Annotated in this window: 17 protein-coding genes; 8 read left to right on the top strand and 9 right to left on the bottom strand. The window is 61.3% G+C overall.

Going from position 1 to position 18,342, the window contains the following annotated elements:
- The first annotated feature begins 28 nt into the window (after window positions 1–28).
- The 4 genes from PSAKL28_RS01360 (at window position 29) to PSAKL28_RS01345 (ending at window position 5,098) form a co-directional block, all read left to right on the top strand.
- A complete protein-coding gene (locus PSAKL28_RS01360; RefSeq protein ID WP_038605617.1) occupies window positions 29–2,347 on the top strand; it encodes a Tex family protein in 2,319 nt (772 codons plus the stop codon).
- Complete coding sequence (locus tag PSAKL28_RS01355; protein WP_038605614.1) at window positions 2,347–2,730, top strand: PaaI family thioesterase; 384 nt, start codon at window positions 2,347–2,349, stop codon at window positions 2,728–2,730. Before PSAKL28_RS01360 ends, PSAKL28_RS01355 begins: the two co-directional genes overlap by 1 nt.
- Before the next feature lie 153 nt (window positions 2,731–2,883).
- The gene (gene gshA, locus PSAKL28_RS01350) at window positions 2,884–4,470 is read left to right on the top strand and encodes a glutamate--cysteine ligase (protein WP_038605612.1); all 1,587 of its coding nucleotides are present in this window, start codon (window positions 2,884–2,886) and stop codon (window positions 4,468–4,470) included.
- 1 nt (window position 4,471) lies between these two features.
- On the top strand, window positions 4,472–5,098 hold the full coding sequence (locus PSAKL28_RS01345) for a TetR/AcrR family transcriptional regulator (RefSeq protein WP_038605610.1): 627 nt from the start codon (window positions 4,472–4,474) through the stop codon (window positions 5,096–5,098).
- Window positions 5,099–5,169: 71 nt separating this feature from the next.
- On the opposite strand, the gene PSAKL28_RS01340 is transcribed toward PSAKL28_RS01345, so the two are convergent.
- The 8 genes from PSAKL28_RS01340 to PSAKL28_RS01305 form a co-directional block, all read right to left on the bottom strand.
- Complete coding sequence (locus PSAKL28_RS01340) at window positions 5,170–5,385, bottom strand: TOBE domain-containing protein (protein ID WP_028942316.1); 216 nt, start codon at window positions 5,383–5,385, stop codon at window positions 5,170–5,172.
- Between the two features lie 18 nt (window positions 5,386–5,403).
- Complete coding sequence (gene ssuB / locus PSAKL28_RS01335) at window positions 5,404–6,216, bottom strand: aliphatic sulfonates ABC transporter ATP-binding protein (protein ID WP_038605604.1); 813 nt, start codon at window positions 6,214–6,216, stop codon at window positions 5,404–5,406.
- On the bottom strand, window positions 6,213–7,007 hold the full coding sequence (gene ssuC, locus PSAKL28_RS01330; RefSeq protein ID WP_038605601.1) for an aliphatic sulfonate ABC transporter permease SsuC: 795 nt from the start codon (window positions 7,005–7,007) through the stop codon (window positions 6,213–6,215). The genes ssuB and ssuC overlap by 4 nt, the downstream gene beginning before the upstream one ends.
- A gap of 10 nt (window positions 7,008–7,017) precedes the next feature.
- A complete protein-coding gene (gene ssuD / locus PSAKL28_RS01325) occupies window positions 7,018–8,166 on the bottom strand; it encodes an FMNH2-dependent alkanesulfonate monooxygenase (protein WP_038605598.1) in 1,149 nt (382 codons plus the stop codon).
- A gap of 58 nt (window positions 8,167–8,224) precedes the next feature.
- Window positions 8,225–9,190: a sulfonate ABC transporter substrate-binding protein gene (locus tag PSAKL28_RS01320; protein ID WP_038605595.1), complete on the bottom strand. Its 966-nt coding sequence runs from the start codon at window positions 9,188–9,190 to the stop codon at window positions 8,225–8,227.
- A gap of 93 nt (window positions 9,191–9,283) precedes the next feature.
- Window positions 9,284–9,877 (bottom strand): NADPH-dependent FMN reductase, encoded by a 594-nt coding sequence (gene ssuE / locus PSAKL28_RS01315; protein ID WP_038605593.1) that lies wholly within the window; start codon window positions 9,875–9,877, stop codon window positions 9,284–9,286.
- A gap of 200 nt (window positions 9,878–10,077) precedes the next feature.
- A complete protein-coding gene (locus PSAKL28_RS01310; RefSeq protein ID WP_038605590.1) occupies window positions 10,078–10,716 on the bottom strand; it encodes a peroxiredoxin in 639 nt (212 codons plus the stop codon).
- Window positions 10,717–10,874: 158 nt separating this feature from the next.
- The gene (locus PSAKL28_RS01305) at window positions 10,875–12,212 is read right to left on the bottom strand and encodes an OprD family porin (RefSeq protein ID WP_038605588.1); all 1,338 of its coding nucleotides are present in this window, start codon (window positions 12,210–12,212) and stop codon (window positions 10,875–10,877) included.
- A 508-nt stretch (window positions 12,213–12,720) separates the two neighbouring features.
- Between PSAKL28_RS01305 and tauA the strand changes: the two genes are divergently transcribed.
- From tauA to tauD, 4 genes are read left to right on the top strand one after another with little or no spacing between them, the layout of a single operon-like run.
- A complete protein-coding gene (tauA, locus tag PSAKL28_RS01300; RefSeq protein WP_038605585.1) occupies window positions 12,721–13,698 on the top strand; it encodes a taurine ABC transporter substrate-binding protein in 978 nt (325 codons plus the stop codon).
- Between the two features lie 12 nt (window positions 13,699–13,710).
- A complete protein-coding gene (gene tauB / locus PSAKL28_RS01295) occupies window positions 13,711–14,505 on the top strand; it encodes a taurine ABC transporter ATP-binding subunit (protein WP_038605582.1) in 795 nt (264 codons plus the stop codon).
- A complete protein-coding gene (gene tauC / locus PSAKL28_RS01290) occupies window positions 14,502–15,341 on the top strand; it encodes a taurine ABC transporter permease TauC (protein ID WP_038605579.1) in 840 nt (279 codons plus the stop codon). The genes tauB and tauC overlap by 4 nt, the downstream gene beginning before the upstream one ends.
- Window positions 15,342–15,360: 19 nt before the next feature.
- Window positions 15,361–16,194: a taurine dioxygenase gene (gene tauD / locus PSAKL28_RS01285; protein ID WP_038605577.1), complete on the top strand. Its 834-nt coding sequence runs from the start codon at window positions 15,361–15,363 to the stop codon at window positions 16,192–16,194.
- Window positions 16,195–16,269: 75 nt separating this feature from the next.
- Here tauD and betT read toward each other — a convergent pair whose 3' ends face one another.
- Window positions 16,270–18,270 carry a choline transporter BetT gene (betT, locus tag PSAKL28_RS01280; RefSeq protein ID WP_038605575.1) on the bottom strand — a complete coding sequence of 667 codons (2,001 nt, stop codon included), beginning with the start codon at window positions 18,268–18,270 and terminating at the stop codon, window positions 16,270–16,272.
- Between the last annotated feature and the right edge of the window lie 72 nt (window positions 18,271–18,342).

Raw genomic sequence — 18,342 nt, 5'->3', positions numbered from 1 at the left:
TTGTTTTCACAATTTGTCAGGTGGTTTTATGGACAGCATCAACAGCCGCATCGCCGAGGAACTCGGTGTCCGCCCACAACAGGTCGAAGCGGCCGTGGCCCTGCTGGATGAAGGCTCGACGGTGCCTTTTATCGCCCGTTACCGTAAAGAAGTGACCGGCAGCCTGGATGACACCCAACTGCGCCATCTGGAAGAACGCCTGCGCTACCTGCGTGAACTGGACGACCGCCGCGCCAGCATCCTGGCCAGCATCGAAGAGCAAGGCAAGCTGACCCCGGAACTGGCCCGCGAAATCAAGCTGGCTGACACCAAGACCCGCCTTGAAGACCTCTACCTGCCTTACAAGCAAAAACGCCGCACCAAGGGCCAGATCGCCCTGGAAGCCGGCCTCGGCGAGCTGGCCGATGGTCTGCTGAACGACCCACAACTGAGCCCTGAAGTCGAAGCGGCACGTTTTGTCGACGCCGAAAAAGGCGTGGCCGACGTCAAGGCCGCGCTCGAAGGCGCCAAGTACATCCTCATGGAGCGCTTTGCCGAAGACGCCAGCCTGCTCGACAAGCTGCGCAGCTTCCTCAAGCAGGAAGCCGTGCTCAGCGCCCGCCTGGTGGCCGGCAAGGAAGAGGAAGGGGCCAAGTTCCGCGACTATTTCGAACACGATGAACTGCTCAAGAGCGTGCCGTCTCACCGCGCCCTGGCGATTTTCCGCGGCCGCAACGAGGGCGTCCTGGCCGCTTCGCTGAAGGTCGGCGAAGAGCTGCCGGGCACCCTGCACCCCTGCGAAATGATGATTGCCGAGCGTTTCGGCCTGCAGAACCACAACCGTCCTGCGGACAAGTGGCTCGGCGAAGTGGTGCGCTGGACCTGGAAGGTCAAACTCTACAGCCACCTGGAAACCGACCTGTTCGGCGAGTTGCGCGACAATGCCGAAGGCGAGGCAATCAACGTCTTCGCCCACAACCTGCACGACCTGCTGCTGGCCGCCCCGGCCGGCCCGCGCGCAACCCTGGGCCTTGACCCGGGCCTGCGTACCGGTTGCAAAGTGGCAGTGGTCGATGCCACCGGCAAACTGCTCGATACCGCCACGGTCTACCCGCACGTGCCGAAAAACCAGTGGGACCAGACCATCGCCGTACTCGCCGCCCTGTGCGCCAAGCACTCGGTAGAGCTGATTGCCATCGGCAACGGTACCGCCAGTCGCGAAACCGACAAGCTAGCCGCCGAACTGATCAAAAAATATCCAGCACTGAAAATGACCAAGATCATGGTCTCCGAAGCCGGCGCTTCGGTGTACTCGGCCTCGGAACTGGCAGCCCGCGAATTCCCGGACCTCGACGTGTCGATCCGTGGCGCCGTGTCGATTGCCCGCCGCCTGCAGGACCCGCTGGCGGAACTGGTGAAGATCGATCCGAAATCCATCGGTGTCGGCCAGTACCAGCATGACGTTTCGCAGCTCAAGCTGGCGCGCGGCCTCGACGCCGTGGTCGAGGACTGTGTGAACGCCGTCGGCGTCGACGTCAACACTGCCTCGGTGGCGCTGCTGGCGCGGATTTCCGGCCTCAACAGCACCCTGGCACAGAACATCGTCAGCCACCGCGACGCCAACGGTGCGTTCAAAACCCGTGCAGCATTGAAAAAAGTCAGCCGCCTGGGCGAAAAAACCTTCGAACAGGCCGCCGGCTTCCTGCGCGTAATGAACGGCGACAACCCGCTGGACGCCTCGGCGGTGCACCCTGAGGCCTATCCGCTGGTACAACGCATCGCTGCCGAAACCGACCGCGACATCCGTTCGTTGATCGGCGACAGCGGTTTCCTCAAGCGCCTGGACCCAAAGAAATTCACCGACGAAACCTTCGGCCTGCCCACCGTCACCGACATTCTCCAGGAACTGGACAAACCCGGCCGCGACCCGCGCCCCGAGTTCAAGACCGCTGAGTTCCAGGAAGGCGTCGAGGACCTCAAGGACCTGCAACTGGGGATGATCCTCGAAGGCGTGGTGACCAACGTGACCAACTTCGGTGCCTTCGTCGATATCGGCGTGCACCAGGACGGCCTGGTGCACATCTCGGCGCTGTCGGAGAAGTTCATCAAGGACCCGCGTGAAGCGGTCAAGGCTGGCGACGTGGTCAAGGTCAAGGTCATGGAAGTCGACATCCCGCGCAAACGCGTCGGCCTGTCGATGCGCATGAGCGACACCCCGGGCGAGAAGATCGATGGCGCCCGCGGCAACCGCCCAGGCTCGGCACCACGCCAACAGGGTGCTCAAGCCCGCGCCAAAGAAACCCCGGCGCCGGCCAACAACGCCATGGCGTCGCTGTTTGCCAACGCCAAACAGTTGAAGAAGAAGTGATGGAAACCCCGCAAGAGGTCGTCCTCAGCGCCTTCAGCCAGCTGCTTGGCTGCCGCCTGCAACGTCTGGAAGCGGGGGTTGCAGAAATGACCCTCGCCCTGGAGCCGCATTTACGCAACCGCGGCGCCAAGCTGCATGGCGGGGCGATCTTCAGCCTGGTCGATACCGCCATGGGGCTGGCCTGCTCCAGTTCCCATGGCTTCGACCAGCAGAGCGTGACCCTGGAATGCAAGATCAACTACCTGCGCGCAGTCAGCGAAGGTGAGGTGCTGTGCATCGCCCGGGTGCTGCATGCCGGGCGGCGCACCCTGGTGGTCGACGCTGAAGTACTTCAGGACGACAAGCTGGTGGCAAAAGCGCAGGGAACGTTCGTCGTCCTCTAGCCGCAAACAGCCAAATTGCGATACTTTCGGCAGAGCGCAGGCACTGCCGAAAGCCGGCCAAAACCAGGCGACAACGCCAGTTCCTCTGTCCACCCTTGTAGACCGTCATTTCCACCCCCATATTGGGGCGACTGACGCGTGAAGGAATCCATCTTGAGCGAACTTCTCAACCGCCGCCTGAGCCTGCTCGGCCAAGGCGACAACCTCTCCCTGCTCAAGCAGTGCCTGCACGGCATCGAGCGCGAATGCTTGCGTGTGACCGAGGACGGTCGCCTGGCACAAACCCCGCACCCCGAGGCTCTCGGCGCGGCGTTGACCCACGAGCAGATCACCACGGACTACTCGGAGTCGCTGCTGGAGTTCATCACCCCAGCCCTGGCCGACCCGGCGCAGACCCTCGAAAGCCTGGAGAACATCCACCGCTTCGCCTACTCCAAACTGGGTAGCGAATACCTGTGGAGTCCGTCGATGCCCTGCCCGCTACCGGCCGAGGAAGACATTCCGATTGCCTGGTATGGCGATTCCAACATCGGTCAGCTCAAGTACGTCTACCGCAAGGGCCTGGCCCTGCGTTACGGCCGCACCATGCAGTGCATTGCCGGGATTCACTACAATTTCTCGCTGCCAGAAAAACTCTGGCCGCTGCTGCGCAGCGCTGAAGCCAGCAACCTCGATGACCGCGCGTATCAGTCGGCGGCTTACATCGCCCTGATCCGTAACTTCCGCCGCTACAGCTGGTTGCTGATGTACCTGTTCGGCGCCTCGCCGGCGCTGGATGCCGGTTTCCTGCGCGGCCGCCCGCATCAGCTCGAACAGTTCGACGCCGATACGCTCTACCTGCCGTACGCCACCAGCCTGCGCATGAGCGACCTGGGTTACCAGAGCAACGCCCAGGCCGGCCTGACGCCTTGCTACAACGATCTGAACAGCTACACCGACAGCCTGCGCAAGGCCGTCGCCACCCCGTATGCGCCGTATGTCGAAATCGGTACGCACAAGGATGGTGAATGGGTACAGCTCAATACCAACATCCTGCAGATCGAAAACGAGTACTACTCCAACATCCGCCCCAAACGCGTGACCTACAGCGGTGAGCGGCCGATCCAGGCCCTGATGGCCCGCGGTATCCAGTACGTCGAAGTGCGGTGCCTGGACATCAACCCGTTCCTGCCGACCGGCATCGATTTGCCGGAATCGCGCTTCCTCGACGCCTTCCTGTTGTTCTGCGCTCTGGAAGACAGCCCGCTGCTGGGTTACCTGGAATGCGGCAACTGCACCGGCAACTTCCTCAGTGTGGTCAAGGAAGGTCGCCGCCCGGGCCTGGTGCTGCAACGCCACGGCAAGCCGGTGGAACTCAAGGAATGGGCCAATGAACTGCTTGAGCGGATTGCGCCATTGGCCGCGCTGCTCGACCGCAGCCTGGACAGCGATGAACACGCCAAGGCGCTTGAACTGCAGAAGGCCAAGGTCAGCGACCCGTCTCTGACGCCGTCGGCCCAGGTCCTGGCGAGCATGACTGAACACAAGGAGAGCTTCAGCCGCTTTGCCTTGCGCCAGAGCCAGGCACATGCCGAGTTCTTCCGCGCCCAAGCCCTGCCGGCGGACGAGCAGCAGCGCTTCGAAACAGCGGCGCGCGAATCCCTGGAGGCCCAGGCCAGACTTGAGCGCGAAGAGGACAAGGCCGACTTCGACCTGTTCGTCAGTGCTTATCAGGCCAGCATCCTGGCAATCAGCAACTGACATGAGCCGGACTGTCTCCACACGCAAACCCCGCGCCGCCAGCCAGGCGCGGATCGACTCGATCCTCGAGGCGGCGCGTACCCTGCTGGCCAGCGAGGGCGTGGCCAGCCTGTCGATCTACAGTGTCGCCGAGCGGGCACAAATCCCGCCGTCCTCGGTGTATCACTTTTTCGCCAGTGTCCCGGCCTTGCTCGAGGCCCTGACCGCCGATGTGCATGGCGCGTTCCGGGCGTGCCTGGCCGAGCCGATTGAAGCCAACACGCTGAACACCTGGCACGACCTGTCGCGCCTGGTCGAGCAGCGCATGTTGAGCATCTACAACCAGGATGCCGCAGCCCGTCAGTTGATCCTCGCCCAGCATGGCTTGAGCGAAGTGACCCAGGCCGACCGTCAACACGACATCGAACTGGGCGACCTGATGCACAAGCTGTTCGCCCAGCACTTCCAGCTGCCGGTGCTGCCGGAAGACGTCGATGTGTTTGCCCTGGCCATGGAGCTGGGGGATCGGGTGTATGCCCGCTCGGTGCAGTTGCACGGGCAGATTACGCCGCGTATGGCCGAGGAAGGCATGCGCGTGTTTGATGCGTATCTGGGGTTGTATCTGCCGCCGTATTTACCGAAACGCTGACGGCGCTATCGCGGGGCAAGCCCGCTCCCACCGGTTGATTGCCGGTGGGAGCGGGCTTGCCCCGCGATGCCTCAGAGCTTGGCGATAGACACTTCAGTCGACTTCACAAAAGCAATCACTTCACTGCCGATGGCCAGTTCCAGCTCGCGCACCGAACGGGTGGTGATCACCGAGGTGACGATACCCGACGCCGTCTGCACGTCGATTTCCGAGAGCACCGGGCCTTCGAGGATTTCCTTCACGGTGCCTTTGAACTGGTTACGTACGTTGATCGCTTTGATGGTCATCTGCTTGCTTCCTTCAGGTCAATGAGCCCAACGCAGCTGCGTTGGCAAAGGTGCTACGGGTTCCGGCTCAGGCGGTGCACCCGGCACCGAGAGAACGCGGTTGAGAACTTCGGTTTCCAGCGCCGCCAGGCGATGGGAGCCACGCACACGAGGGCGCGGCAGGTCGACGATCAGGTCCAGGCCCACTTCACCGTCTTCGATGAGAATCACCCGGTCTGCGACGGCAACCGCTTCGCTGACATCGTGGGTCACCAGCAAGACGGTGAAGCCGTGCTGCCGCCAGAGCCGCTCGATCAATTGCTGCATCTCGATACGGGTCAGGGCATCCAGCGCGCCCAACGGTTCATCGAGCAACAACAGACGCGGCTGGTGGATCAAGGCACGGGCCAGGGCCACGCGCTGCTTTTGCCCGCCCGACAGCGCCGCCGGCCACTCGTTGGCACGTTCGGCCAGACCGACTGCCTCCAGGGCTTGCAACGCCTGTGGTCGCCAGTTGCCGGACAAGCCCAGGCCGACGTTGTCGATCACCTTTTTCCACGGCAACAGCCGCGCTTCCTGGAACATCAGCCGGGTGTCTTCGCGTGCCTCGCTCAATGGCGCCGAACCTGCCAGCAGCTCGCCGCCAGTAGGCTGGTCGAGCCCCGCGAGCAAACGCAACAGGGTGCTTTTACCGCAACCGCTACGCCCGACGATCGCGACGAACTGTCCGGCAGGAATATGCAGGTCGATGTCACGCAGTACCTGGCGCTGGCCAAAGGTTTTCTGCAGGTTGTGCGCCGCCAGCGGTATGCCGCGCAATAGCCGTGCGGGTGGTTCTTTGAGGATGGTCATGCGCCCTCTCCCCGGGTCGGTTGATAGGCCGGGTGCCAGCGCAGCCAGACCCGCTCAAGGCCCCGCGCGGCCAGGTCGGCAAGCTTGCCGAGCACGGCATAAAGAACAATCGCCAGCACCACCACGTCGGTCTGCAGAAACTCACGGGCATTCATCGCCAGGTAGCCGATGCCGGCGTTGGCCGAAATGGTTTCGGCAACGATCAGAGTCAGCCACATAAAGCCCAGGGCGAAGCGCACACCAACCAGGATCGAAGGCAAAGCACCGGGCAGAATCACCTGGCGAAACAGTTCGAAGCCGGACAAGCCATAGCTGCGGGCCATCTCCACCAGCGCCGGATCGACGTTGCGGATGCCGTGGTAGGTATTGAGGTAAATCGGGAACAGGGTGCCCAGAGCCACCAGGAAAATCTTCGCCGACTCATCGATGCCGAACCACAGAATCACCAGCGGGATCAGCGCCAGGTGCGGAACGTTACGGATCATCTGCACCGAGCTGTCGAGCAGGCGTTCGCCCCATTTCGACAGACCGGTGATAAAGCCCAGGGCCAGGCCGATTGCGCCACCGATCAGGAAGCCCAGCGCGGCGCGCCAGCCACTGATTGCCAGGTGGGTCCAGATTTCGCCGCTGCGCACCAGTTCGACACCGGCGCTGAACACCGCGCTTGGTGCCGGCAGGATGCGCGTCGACAACCAGCCGACGCTGACTGCCAATTGCCAGACCGACAACAGCAACAGCGGCAGCGCCCAGGGCGCCAGGCGCTGCGGCCAGGGAGTGGATGCTCGACTCATGGCCAGGTCCTCAGCGCTGTGCTGCGGATTTGGGCAGGATGTCGTTGGCAACCATCTCGCCGAAGGGGCTCACGTAACCACCGCTTTTCGGCAGTTCCGGGCGCTCCACATCCAGATGCGGGAACAGCAGCTCCGCCACCCGGTAGGATTCTTCCAGGTGTGGATAACCGGAGAAGATGAAGGTATCGATGCCCAGTGCGGCATATTCCTTGACCCGCTGCGCCACGGTCGGCCCATCGCCCACCAGCGCCGTACCGGCACCGCCACGCACCAGACCGACCCCGGCCCAGAGGTTGGGGCTGACTTCCAGGTTGTCACGGTTGCCGCCGTGCAGTGCGGCCATGCGCTGCTGGCCCACCGAATCAAAGCGCGCCAGTGACGCCTGGGCGCGGGCGATGGTGTCGTCGTCCAGATGGGAAATCAGGCGTTCGGCGGCCTGCCAGGCCTCGGCATTGGTTTCGCGCACAATCACATGCAGACGAATACCGAAGCGCACGCTGCGGCCTTGCTTGGCGGCCTTGGCACGAACTTGCTCGATCTTCTCGGCAACCGCTTCCGGCGGCTCACCCCAGGTCAGGTACAGCTCGACCTGCTCGGCGGCAAGATCCTGTGCTGCCTCCGAAGAGCCACCAAAGTACAGCGGCGGACGTGGCTGCTGGATCGGTGGATAGAGCAGCTTGGCGCCTTTGACCTGGATGTGCTGACCGTCGTAATCGACGGTTTCGCCTTCCAGTACCCGACGCCAGATGCGGGTGAACTCCACCGACGCCTGGTAGCGCTCTTCGTGACTGAGGAACAGGCCGTCACCGGAAAGCTCTTCCGGATCACCACCGGTGACCAGATTGAACAACGCCCGGCCGCCGGAGAGCCGGTCCAGGGTTGCGGCCTGACGTGCCGCCACAGTCGGCGAGATGATGCCCGGACGCAGCGCGACCAGAAACTTCAGACGCTGAGTCACCGGTATCAGCGATGCCGCGACCAGCCAGGAATCCTCGCAGGAACGCCCGGTCGGAATCAGCACGCCGCCAAAGCCCAGGCGGTCGGCAGCCTGGGCAATCTGCTGCAAGTAACCGTGATCGACAGCGCGCGCACCTTCGGCGGTGCCCAGATAGTGGCCGTCGCCGTGGGTGGGAAGAAACCAGAAAACATTGAGGCTCATTGGAGTTGTCTCCTAAGGGGAACGCAAACCGGGACCGCGTCCCGGCATGGGCGAATCGTCAAGGCGCAGTAGCGACCTTGGCCGGGGGAGTCCAGATCACATCCTTGATGCTCAATGGTTTGGGAATCAGCTTGAGCGTGTGGAAGGTGTCGGCGATTTTCTGCTGGGCGCTGACCACGTCCGGGGTCAGGAAGTGAGCGCCGTAGCCCTGGCGTTTGACCGAGGTCAGGGTGATGTCGGCCGGCAGGCCAAGCAACGGTGCGACCTGGTCGGTGACCTCCTGCGGGTTGGCCTTGGACCACTCGCCTACGGCGCGCACTTCCTCGACCAAGGTGTTGATCACTTCAGGGTGCTTCTGCGCGTAGGGTTTGGTCGCCAGGTAGAACTGGTGGTTGTCGACGATGCCTTTGCCGTCACGCAGGGTACGGGCCTGCAACTGCTGCTCGGCAGCGGCCTGATAGGGGTCCCAGATTACCCAGGCATCGACACTGCCACGCTCGAAGGCGGCGCGGGCATCGGCAGGGGGCAGGAACACCGGCTGGATGTCGGTGTATTTGAGGCCGGCATCTTCCAGAGCGCGCACCAGCAGGTAGTGCACGTTGGAGCCTTTGTTCAGCGCAACTTTCTTGCCCTTGAGTTCCTTGACCGACTGGATCGACGAGCCCTTGGGCACCAGGATCGCTTCGCTGTGCGGCGCAGGCGGCTCATAGGCCACGTACAGCAGATCAGCACCGGCAGCCTGGGCGAACACCGGCGGGGTTTCGCCGGTTACACCGAAATCGATGGAGCCGACGTTCAGGCCCTCAAGCAGTTGCGGGCCGCCGGGGAATTCCGTCCATTGCACCTGTATGCCCTGAGCGGCCAGGCGCTTCTCCAGCGAGCCCTTGGCCTTGAGCAGCACCAGGGTGCCGTATTTCTGATAACCGATACGCAGGCTTTCAGCCTGGGCTTGAGTAATGGCGCCGAAGGACACAGCCGCAGCAAACAGAGCGACCAGACCACGACGCAAAATGACAGTGCGCATAGCGCTCTCCTTTTGCTGTTGGGTTCAGGCTGCACCTGCTTGCCCGTTGGCGGGCGAGTAAGGTGGGAATTGCAGAAAATCGGGTGGTGCGGCTCAGATGCTCCAGCGAGCACTGAGCAGACGCTCATTCAGTACACCGGGGGCGACCGGTTTCGGTCGGCGTGCCAGGGCACTGTGAAACAGTTCAAGCGACTCGTTCAGACGTTGTTCCAGAACCGGCGCCAGTTGCGCGGCGGCATTGCCTTCGCCATAAGTGATCTGGCTGTCATCCGCGAAGATCCCTTGCAAAATTTCCTGGGCCTTCAGTGCGGACAACACCGGTTTGAGTGCGTAATCCACCGCCAGCATGTGGGCGATGCTGCCGCCGGTGGCGATGGGCAATACCACCTTGTGGCTCAGCGCGCGCTCAGGCAGCAGGTCGAGCAGGGTTTTCAAGGCCCCGGCAAACGACGCCTTGTAGACCGGCGTCGCCACTACCAGGCCGTCGGCCTGCTCTACCAGTTGCAGAAAATGCTGCACACGGGGGCTGTCGAAACGCGCATGCAGCAGGTCTTCGGCCGGAAAGTCGCGCACCTGGAAAGTCACCACTTCGACGCCCTGGCCTTGCAACCACTGGCGGCTGCGCTCAAGCAGCACACCGGAGCGTGAACGCAGACTGGGACTACCACCGAGAGAAACAACCAGCATTGGAGCGCATCCTTGATCGTGTTCTAAAAGGCCGCGAGTTTGAGTTCTCGCTGGAATGCACTGACCTTAACAGCTCGTCACATATATCAATAAATCATATTTTTTCATTTGTTTATTCCTTTATTACCTATGCAAATTTCACAGACAGCCAATAAAAAAGGGCCGTCGAAACGGCCCAAAATCCCTGCTATGGCTAAAGATCAGCGATTGGGTTGCGGGGTCAGGCGCAGGTACGGCTTGACCGCCCGGTAACCCTTCGGAAAGCGTTGCTTGATTTCGTCTTCATCCTTGAGCGACGGCACGATCACCACCTCGTCACCGTCCTGCCAGTTGGCCGGCGTGGCAACCTTGTGGTTGTCGGTCAGCTGCAACGAGTCAATCACCCGCAGAATCTCGTGGAAATTACGCCCGGTACTGGCCGGGTAGGTAATGGTCAGGCGGATCTTCTTGTTCGGGTCGATAACGAACAGGGAGCGAACCGTCAGGGTGTCACTGGCATTGGGATGAATCAGGTCGTAGAGGTCGGAAACCTTGCGATCGGCATCGGCCAGGATCGGGAAGTTGACGATGGTGTTCTGGGTTTCGTTGATGTCTTCGATCCAGCGGTGATGGGAGTCCACCGGGTCCACCGACAGGGCAATGGCCTTGACCCCGCGTTCGGCGAACTGTTCCTTGAGCTTGGCGGTAAAGCCCAGTTCGGTGGTGCACACCGGGGTGAAGTCGGCCGGGTGCGAGAACAGCACGCCCCAGCTGTTGCCCAGCCATTCATGAAAGCGAATCTTGCCTTCGCTGGATTCCTGTTCGAAGTCGGGGGCGATGTCGCCGAGTCTGAGGCTCATGGTGCGGCTCCTTGGCTGGGTTCGTTATGGGGTTACTGTGCCTGTACTGGGATAAAAACAAAAAGAATAAATATCGATTTATTTATAACTTTTAAACCTATAAACCAGCAGGCATAAAAAAGCCTCGCATCGAGCGAGGCTTCTTGTTTCAACCGGACTTACATGAAGCTGTAAGTGTAGTTGAAGATCAGACGGGTCTGATCCTGGTCAGCACTGGCTTCGTTGCCAGCACCGCGGTACACGCCGTGACGCAGGCTGGCGCCCAGGCCTTTGAGGGTGCCTTCCTGAATGACGTAGTCGATGCGCGCATCGCGTTCCCATTCGTGATAGCTGCTGCCGTTCTTGGCGCTCTTGATGTCATCGCCGCGCAGGTAGGAAACCGAGGTCTTCAGACCCGGTACGCCCAGGCGTGCGAAGTCATAGGAGTATTGACCGAAAGTGGTGTTCTCACCGGCTTTGGCGAACTGGTTGATCATGCTGTCGGTGAACAGGTAGAAGCTGGCGCCAGCGTTACCTTCGGTGCTTGTGTTGCTAGTGCCGTCTTTAGTCACACCGCCTTGGTTCGCCCAGACAAAACCACCGTCATCACCGATCTGCTGGTGACCCAGCAGGAAGGCATGGCCGCCAAGGGTATAGGTGAACATGGCGCTCCAGGTCTTGTTGTCGACCTCGCCCTTGTTCTTGGCAAAACCCTTGTTGTTGTCGAAGGCATAACCGGTCTGACCGTTCTTGCCATCGCTGCTGCTGTCGAAGTAGCGCAGGTCAGTCTTGAACGACTGGTCTTCGGCGATCGGGTAGACGTGAACCAGGCCCAGGAAGTGCTGTTTGTAGAAGTCTTCCAGGTTCGAGTAGTAGTACTGCAAGGTCAGGTCTTTGGTGACCTTCCAGTCGCCACCGGCAAACTGGAACTTGTTGCTGTCCTGAGTTGCGCCGGAGACGGACAGACCAGTACGGTTGCTCGACGCACGACCCATAGCGTGGGTCAGTTGACCGGCATTGAGGGTCAGGTTGTCGATTTCTTTCGACTGAATGGTACCGCCTTCAAACGTTTGCGGCAGCAGACGACCGTCGTTGGACACCAGGATTGGCAGGTTCGGCGCCAGAGCGCTACCGAAGTGTGCTTCAGTCTTGGAGAAGCGTGCCTTGGCGTTGGCACCAAAACGGCCCCACTGGCTCTCAGCCGACTTATCGGTGTCGCTTGGGAAGAAACTGCTGTTATCCGGGTGGTGGCCTTTACCGCCATCCAGGTGAATACCCCACAGCGCTTGGGCATCGACACCGAAACCTACGGTACCTTCAGTGAAACCCGAGATGTAGTCGAGCTTGAAGCCCTGACCGGACTCGCGGTTATCGTTAGCACCGTCACGGTTGTCGTTGTTGAAATACATGGTCCGCGAACTGAGCGACAGCTTGCTGTCCTCAACGAAACCGGCGGCATTCGCTTGCTGGGCCAGAACCCCTACGGCCACGGCGAGTGCCAAGGTCGACTTGTACATGTTTTGCTCCTCTCGTCTCTAATTCTTGTGTGTCGCTTACGGCAGGATCTATTGCCCTGCTCGACGTCGATTGGCGATTAGCACCAAAGCGTGACCGTCAAGTCAATCGTAACTATTAATTTCACGACTTTGGTCTAATGCGCCAGCCCTTGGGGTCAAGGATAATGACAATCCTATAAATCCAAAAAGACTTATTTCGTAATTTTTCAGATTATTACGGAATATGCACCGAAATTTTCTCCGCTGTCGTTATCGACACACAAGCTAATACCTAAAGGTTATTAGCAAATAATTTTTTAGACCGCCTGAGCTGGCGTGTTTGCTGCATCCACCCATCATTTCGTTTTCAGCTGCTGATGACCTTGACCTCCGTCATCGCGAGGCCGCCTGAAAGCTTAAAGCGATTGGCTCCTAAGCTAATGCTAAAAAGTTATTTATTTTAAGTTTCTTAGATCATCTAGTCTTCAGACCATTATCTCCCCACTGCTCGCCTGACTAGGAGTTCACCATGACCCTGCATGCTCCGTTGCGCCTGTTTGCCGCCCTGACCCTGGCTGGCGCCAGCTGGTTCGCTCAGGCGGCTGACCTGACCGTTGCCTACCAGACCACCGTCGATCCGGCGAAAGTCGCTCAGGTCAACGGCGACTATGAAAAAGCCAGCAAGGCCAGCATCGACTGGCGCAAGTTCGACAGTGGTGCCGATGTGATCACCGCGGTAGCCTCGGGCGACGTGCAGATCGGCTACCTCGGTTCCAGCCCCCTGGCCGCCGCCGCGACCCGCAAACTGCCGGTGGAAACCTTTCTGATCGCCACCCAGATCGGCGCCGCTGAAGCCCTGGTGGCCCGCGAAGGTGCCGGGATCAATTCGCCGCAGGACCTGATCGGCAAGAAGATCGCCGTGCCTTTCGTTTCGACCGGTCATTACAGCCTGCTGGCCGCGCTTAAACAGTGGAACATCGACCCGGCCAAGGTGCAGATCCTCAACCTGGCGCCACCGGCGATCATCGCCGCGTGGAAACGCGGTGACATCGACGCCACCTACGTCTGGGACCCGGCCCTGGGTGTGGCCAAGGAAAACGGCAAGGTGCTGATCACCTCCGGCGAACTGGCCGAGAAAGGCGCACCGACCTTCGATGCCTGGATCGTGCGCAAGGACTTTGCCGCCAAGCACCCGGAAATCGTCAAGGCCTTCGCCAAAGTCACCCTGGATGCCTACGCCGACTACCGCAAGGATCCACAAGCCTGGCTGGCCAACCAGAGCAACGTCGACAAACTGGTCAAACTCTCCGGCGCCAAAGCCACAGACATTCCAGCCCTGCTGCAAGGCAACGTGTTCCCGCTGGCGGCCGATCAGATTGCCGCACTCGGTGCGCCGACTACCCAGGCCATCACCGACACCGCCACCTTCCTCAAGGAACAGGGCAAGGTCGAAGCGGTACTGCCGGACTACGCGCCGTACGTCAGCGCCAAGTTCATCGCCAACTGATCGGAGCTTGTCATGGCATTGCTTGAACTGGAGCGCATCAGCGCACAGTACCCCGGCGCAGCCGAACCGGTGCTGGCCGATATCAACCTGAGCCTGGGCCCACAGCAGTTGCTGGTGGCCCTCGGCCCGTCGGGCAGCGGCAAGACCTCGCTGCTCAACCTGATCGCCGGATTCGTAGCGCCCAGCGCCGGGCGCATCACGCTTGACGGTGTGCCGGTGCAAGGCCCGAGTGCCGAGCGCGGCGTGGTGTTCCAGGACGATGCCCTACTGCCCTGGCAGGATGTGCTGGCCAACGTCGCCTTCGGCCTGGAACTGGCGGGTGTGCCGCGCCCCGAGCGTGAACGCAAGGCCCGGGAAATGCTCGCCCTGGTTGACCTGGCCGACTTCGGCACACGGCGCATCTGGCAATTGTCCGGTGGCCAGAAACAACGTGTGGGCCTGGCCCGCGCCTTGGCCGCCGATCCGCGGGTGCTGCTGATGGACGAGCCGTTCGGTGCCCTCGATGCCTTTACCCGTGAACAGATGCAGGAGTTACTCCTGCAGGTCTGGCAACGCACGGCCAAACCGGTGTTCCTGATTACCCACGACATCGAAGAAGCGGTGTTCCTTGCCACCGACCTGATCCTGCTGGCGCCCAATCCCGGGCAGATCGTCGAGCGTCTGCAGTTGGACTTCGGTCAGCGTTATGCCGCTGGTGAGTCGGCACGGGCGATCAAGTCCGACCCGCGCTTTATCGAAACCCGCGAGCACGTGCTGAGCCGGGTGTTTTCGCAACGCAGCGCCGCCGTGCGGCAGGAGTTCGCATGAGTAGCCTGGAAGTGCCGGTCGCGGCCAAACGCAGCAGCCCGTCAACCCCGGCGGTGAAGATCCGCCGCAGCCTGAGCACCCGCTGGATCAGCGGCCTGACTCTGGCCACCCTGCTCCTGCTGTGGTGGGCGGTGACCGCGGCCGAGTGGATCGAGCCGTTGTTCCTGCCCTCCCCCGATGCCGTGCTGGCCAAAGCCTGGTTGCTGCTGACCCAAGGCTATATGGAGTCGACCCTGTGGCAACACCTGGGCGCGAGCCTGGGACGTATCGGCCTGGCGCTGGGTGCGGCGATTGCCACGGCGATTCCGATCGGCATCGCTATCGGCCATAACCGGATTGCCCGCGGCATTCTCGACCCGCTGATCGAGTTCTACCGCCCTATTCCACCCCTGGCCTACCTGCCACTGATCGTAATCTGGTGCGGCATCGGCGAGTTGTCGAAGGTGCTGCTGATCTATCTGGCGATCTTCGCCCCGATTGCCATTGCCACCGCCACCGGCGTGCGCACGGTCGATCCGACCAAACTGCGGGCGGCGCAATCGCTGGGTGCCACGCGGGCCCAGCTGATCCGCCACGTCATTCTGCCCAGTGCCCTGCCCGACATCCTCACCGGTGTACGCATCGGTCTGGGTGTGGGCTGGTCGACCCTGGTCGCTGCCGAGCTGATCGCCGCCACCAGCGGCCTGGGTTTCATGGTCCAGTCGGCGGCGCAGTTCCTGGTTACCGATGTGGTGGTGCTGGGCATCCTGGTGATCGCACTGATTGCCTTCGCCCTGGAAATGGGGCTGCGCGCCCTGCAGCGCAAACTGGTGCCCTGGCACGGCCAGAGTCATTGAAGACGAATCGAGAATAGCCATGAGCCTGACCATTACTCCGCTGAGCACTGCACTCGGCGCACAGATTAGCGGTATCGACCTCAGCCGCGCGATCAACGACGAACAACGCGACACCATCGAGCAGGCCCTGCTCAAGCATCAGGTGCTGTTCTTCCGTGACCAGCCGATCAACCCACAGCAACAGGCTGACTTTGCCGCGCGCTTTGGCGACCTGCATATTCACCCGATCTACCCCAACGTGCCGGAAACCCCGCAGGTGCTGGTACTCGACACCGCTGTGACAGATGTGCGCGACAACGCCATCTGGCACACCGACGTGACCTTCCTGCCGACCCCGGCATTGGGTGCGGTCCTCAGCGCCAAGCAACTGCCGACCTACGGCGGCGATACCTTGTGGGCCAGCGGTATCGCAGCCTTCGAAGCCTTGTCGGCACCGCTCCAGCAATTGCTCGACGGACTGACCGCGACCCATGACTTCACCAAGTCGTTCCCGCTGGAGCGCTTTGGCACCACGCCTGAGGATCTGCAACGCTGGGAAGCGACGCGGCGCAACAATCCGCCGCTGTCACACCCGGTGATCCGCACGCACCCGGTCAGCGGCCGCAAGTCGCTGTTCGTCAATGACGGTTTCACCACGAAGATAAATGAGCTGAACGAGGCGGAAAGCGAGGCGATTCTGAAATTGCTGTTCGCCCATGCCACGCGGCCGGAGTTCACCATCCGCTGGCGCTGGCAGGAGAATGACGTGGCCTTCTGGGACAACCGCGTGACCCAGCATTACGCGGTAGATGACTACCGGCCGCAGCGGCGGGTGATGCACCGGGCGACGATTCTCGGGGATGCGCCATTTTGATGGTTATCGCGGGGCAAGCCCGCTCCCACAGGGGTCATGTTGCCTCTGTGGGAGCGGGCTTGTCCCGCGATGCGCTTAACGCACCAGATGCAAGAACTGCATATGCCGCTCGTACTGATCGAGGATGTCGTTGATGATCTGCTCTTTGCTGTAACCCACCAGGTCATAGTCCTGGCTGCCTTCGCTCAGATGCACCTCGGCCCGATAGTAACGGCGGTTTTTCAACTCCTGGGTACCCAGCCCGCCCAAAGCGAATGACGGTGTGAAATAGCCACGCATCTGAACCTGATAGATGAACGGCTGCTCCTCGCCATGACCAATCTTCAGACTGACGTTGTCATGGCTCGGATCTTCCTGGGTAATGACGTTCAGGCCCTTCTCGACGAACACCTCGGTCACCTCGGCAATCGCCGGACGCACGACGTCATCCATGAACCGGTAGACCTCATCGCGCGACGGGAAATGCACCGCCTGGCTCAGGCGCTGACGCCAGCCACCGCGGCCGCGGCGGGAGTTGGCGAACGGCGCCAGCGAATGCATCTGCGCGATCTGCCGTTGCGACTCCAGGTAAAACGCCTTGTGCAGGCCCCACATCATTGCCAGAAGAATCACCGAGAACGGCAACGAGGTAAGCACTACCGCCGACTTCAATGAGTCGATGCTGCCGGCGAACAACAGGCCGATGGTCACCAGGGCGGTCATCGCCCCCCAGAACACCCGCAACCAGTTCGGCCCGTCTTCATCAGCGTTGCCGCCGCGGGCGGACAAGGTCGACAGCACCACGGTGCCGGAGTCGGCCGAGGTGACGAAAAACACAAAGCTGATGAACACCGTGACGGCAATGACCGCCTTGCTCCATGGATAGGTTTCCAGCAGCAGGTAGAGGGTCATCGAAGGGTTGTCGATGGCCGACTGGCCTAGCGCGGTCATGCCGTGATCGAGCACCTGGGTCATTGCGCTGTTGCCGAAGATCGACATCCACGCCAGGGTGAAACCCAGCGGGATCAGCAGCACACCGAAGACGAACTCACGGATGGTGCGGCCACGCGAAATCCGCGCGATGAACAGCCCGACAAAGGGCGCCCAGGCAATCCACCAGGCCCAGTAGAACACGGTCCAGCCACCCAGCCAGTCGCGGGCTTCGTTATAGGCATAGACGTCGAAGCTCTTCCTCGGCAGTGCGCCAAGGTAGTCGCCCAGGTTCTGGATCAGGGTATTGAACAGGTGCTGAGTAGGCCCGGCGAACAAGACGAACAGCAGCAGCGCGCAGGCGAGGAACATGTTGATGTCGGACATCACCCGCACGCCCTTCTCAACCCCGGCCACGGCAACTGCAACCGCCGCGCCCATCATCAGGGTAATCAGCGCCACCTGCACCCATTGGGTATGCGGAATGCCGAACAGGTAATCCAGGCCCGAGTTCAGGTGCAACACGCCAAAGCCCATGTCCGCACCCAGGCCGAATACCGTGGCGATGATGCCGAAGCCATCCACCGCATAGCCGATCGGTCCGTTGATGCGTTTGCCGATCAGCGGGTACAGCGCGGAACGCAGGGCCAACGGCAGGTTGTGACGATAGGCGAAATAGGCCAGGGCCATGCCGACGAAGGCGAACACGCCCCAGCCGTGCAGGCCCCAATGCAGGAACAGCAACTGCATCGCCTGACGCCCGGCCTCGACCGTTCCGGCTTCACCCTGGGGCGGCTGGAGCATGTGGGTAAGGGGTTCGGAAACGCAAAAGAAGAACAGGGTAATGCTGATACCGGCGGCGAACAGCATGCCGGCCCACGACAGGTAACTGAACTCGGGTTCGTCGTGGTCGGCACCGAGCTTGATCTTGCCGTAGCCGGACAAGGCGGTGACCACCACGAAGACCAGGTACAGCGTCATCGCCAGCATGTAGTACCAGCCGACCGTATTGGCCGCCCAGTTCTGTGCCGCCAGCAACCATTCACCGGCCGCTTGCGGATTGCTGATGACCACCAGTCCGAAAATGAGGATAAAGCTCGCCGCGAAATAGAAAACCGGCGGATTCATGCGGATCTTGCCGCTGGCTGAAGAACTCGGTGCACCCATTAAACGTGCACCTCGAGATGAAGGGAAAGGCTTGGATTGAACGGGTTCAGCAAAGGGTTTCCTCCTGTTGAA

Source organism: Pseudomonas alkylphenolica, assembly GCF_000746525.1.
GTDB classification, from domain to species: domain Bacteria; phylum Pseudomonadota; class Gammaproteobacteria; order Pseudomonadales; family Pseudomonadaceae; genus Aquipseudomonas; species Aquipseudomonas alkylphenolica.
Note: the sequence above shows the minus strand (reverse complement) of the source record. Positions and strands in the feature narration are given on the sequence as shown.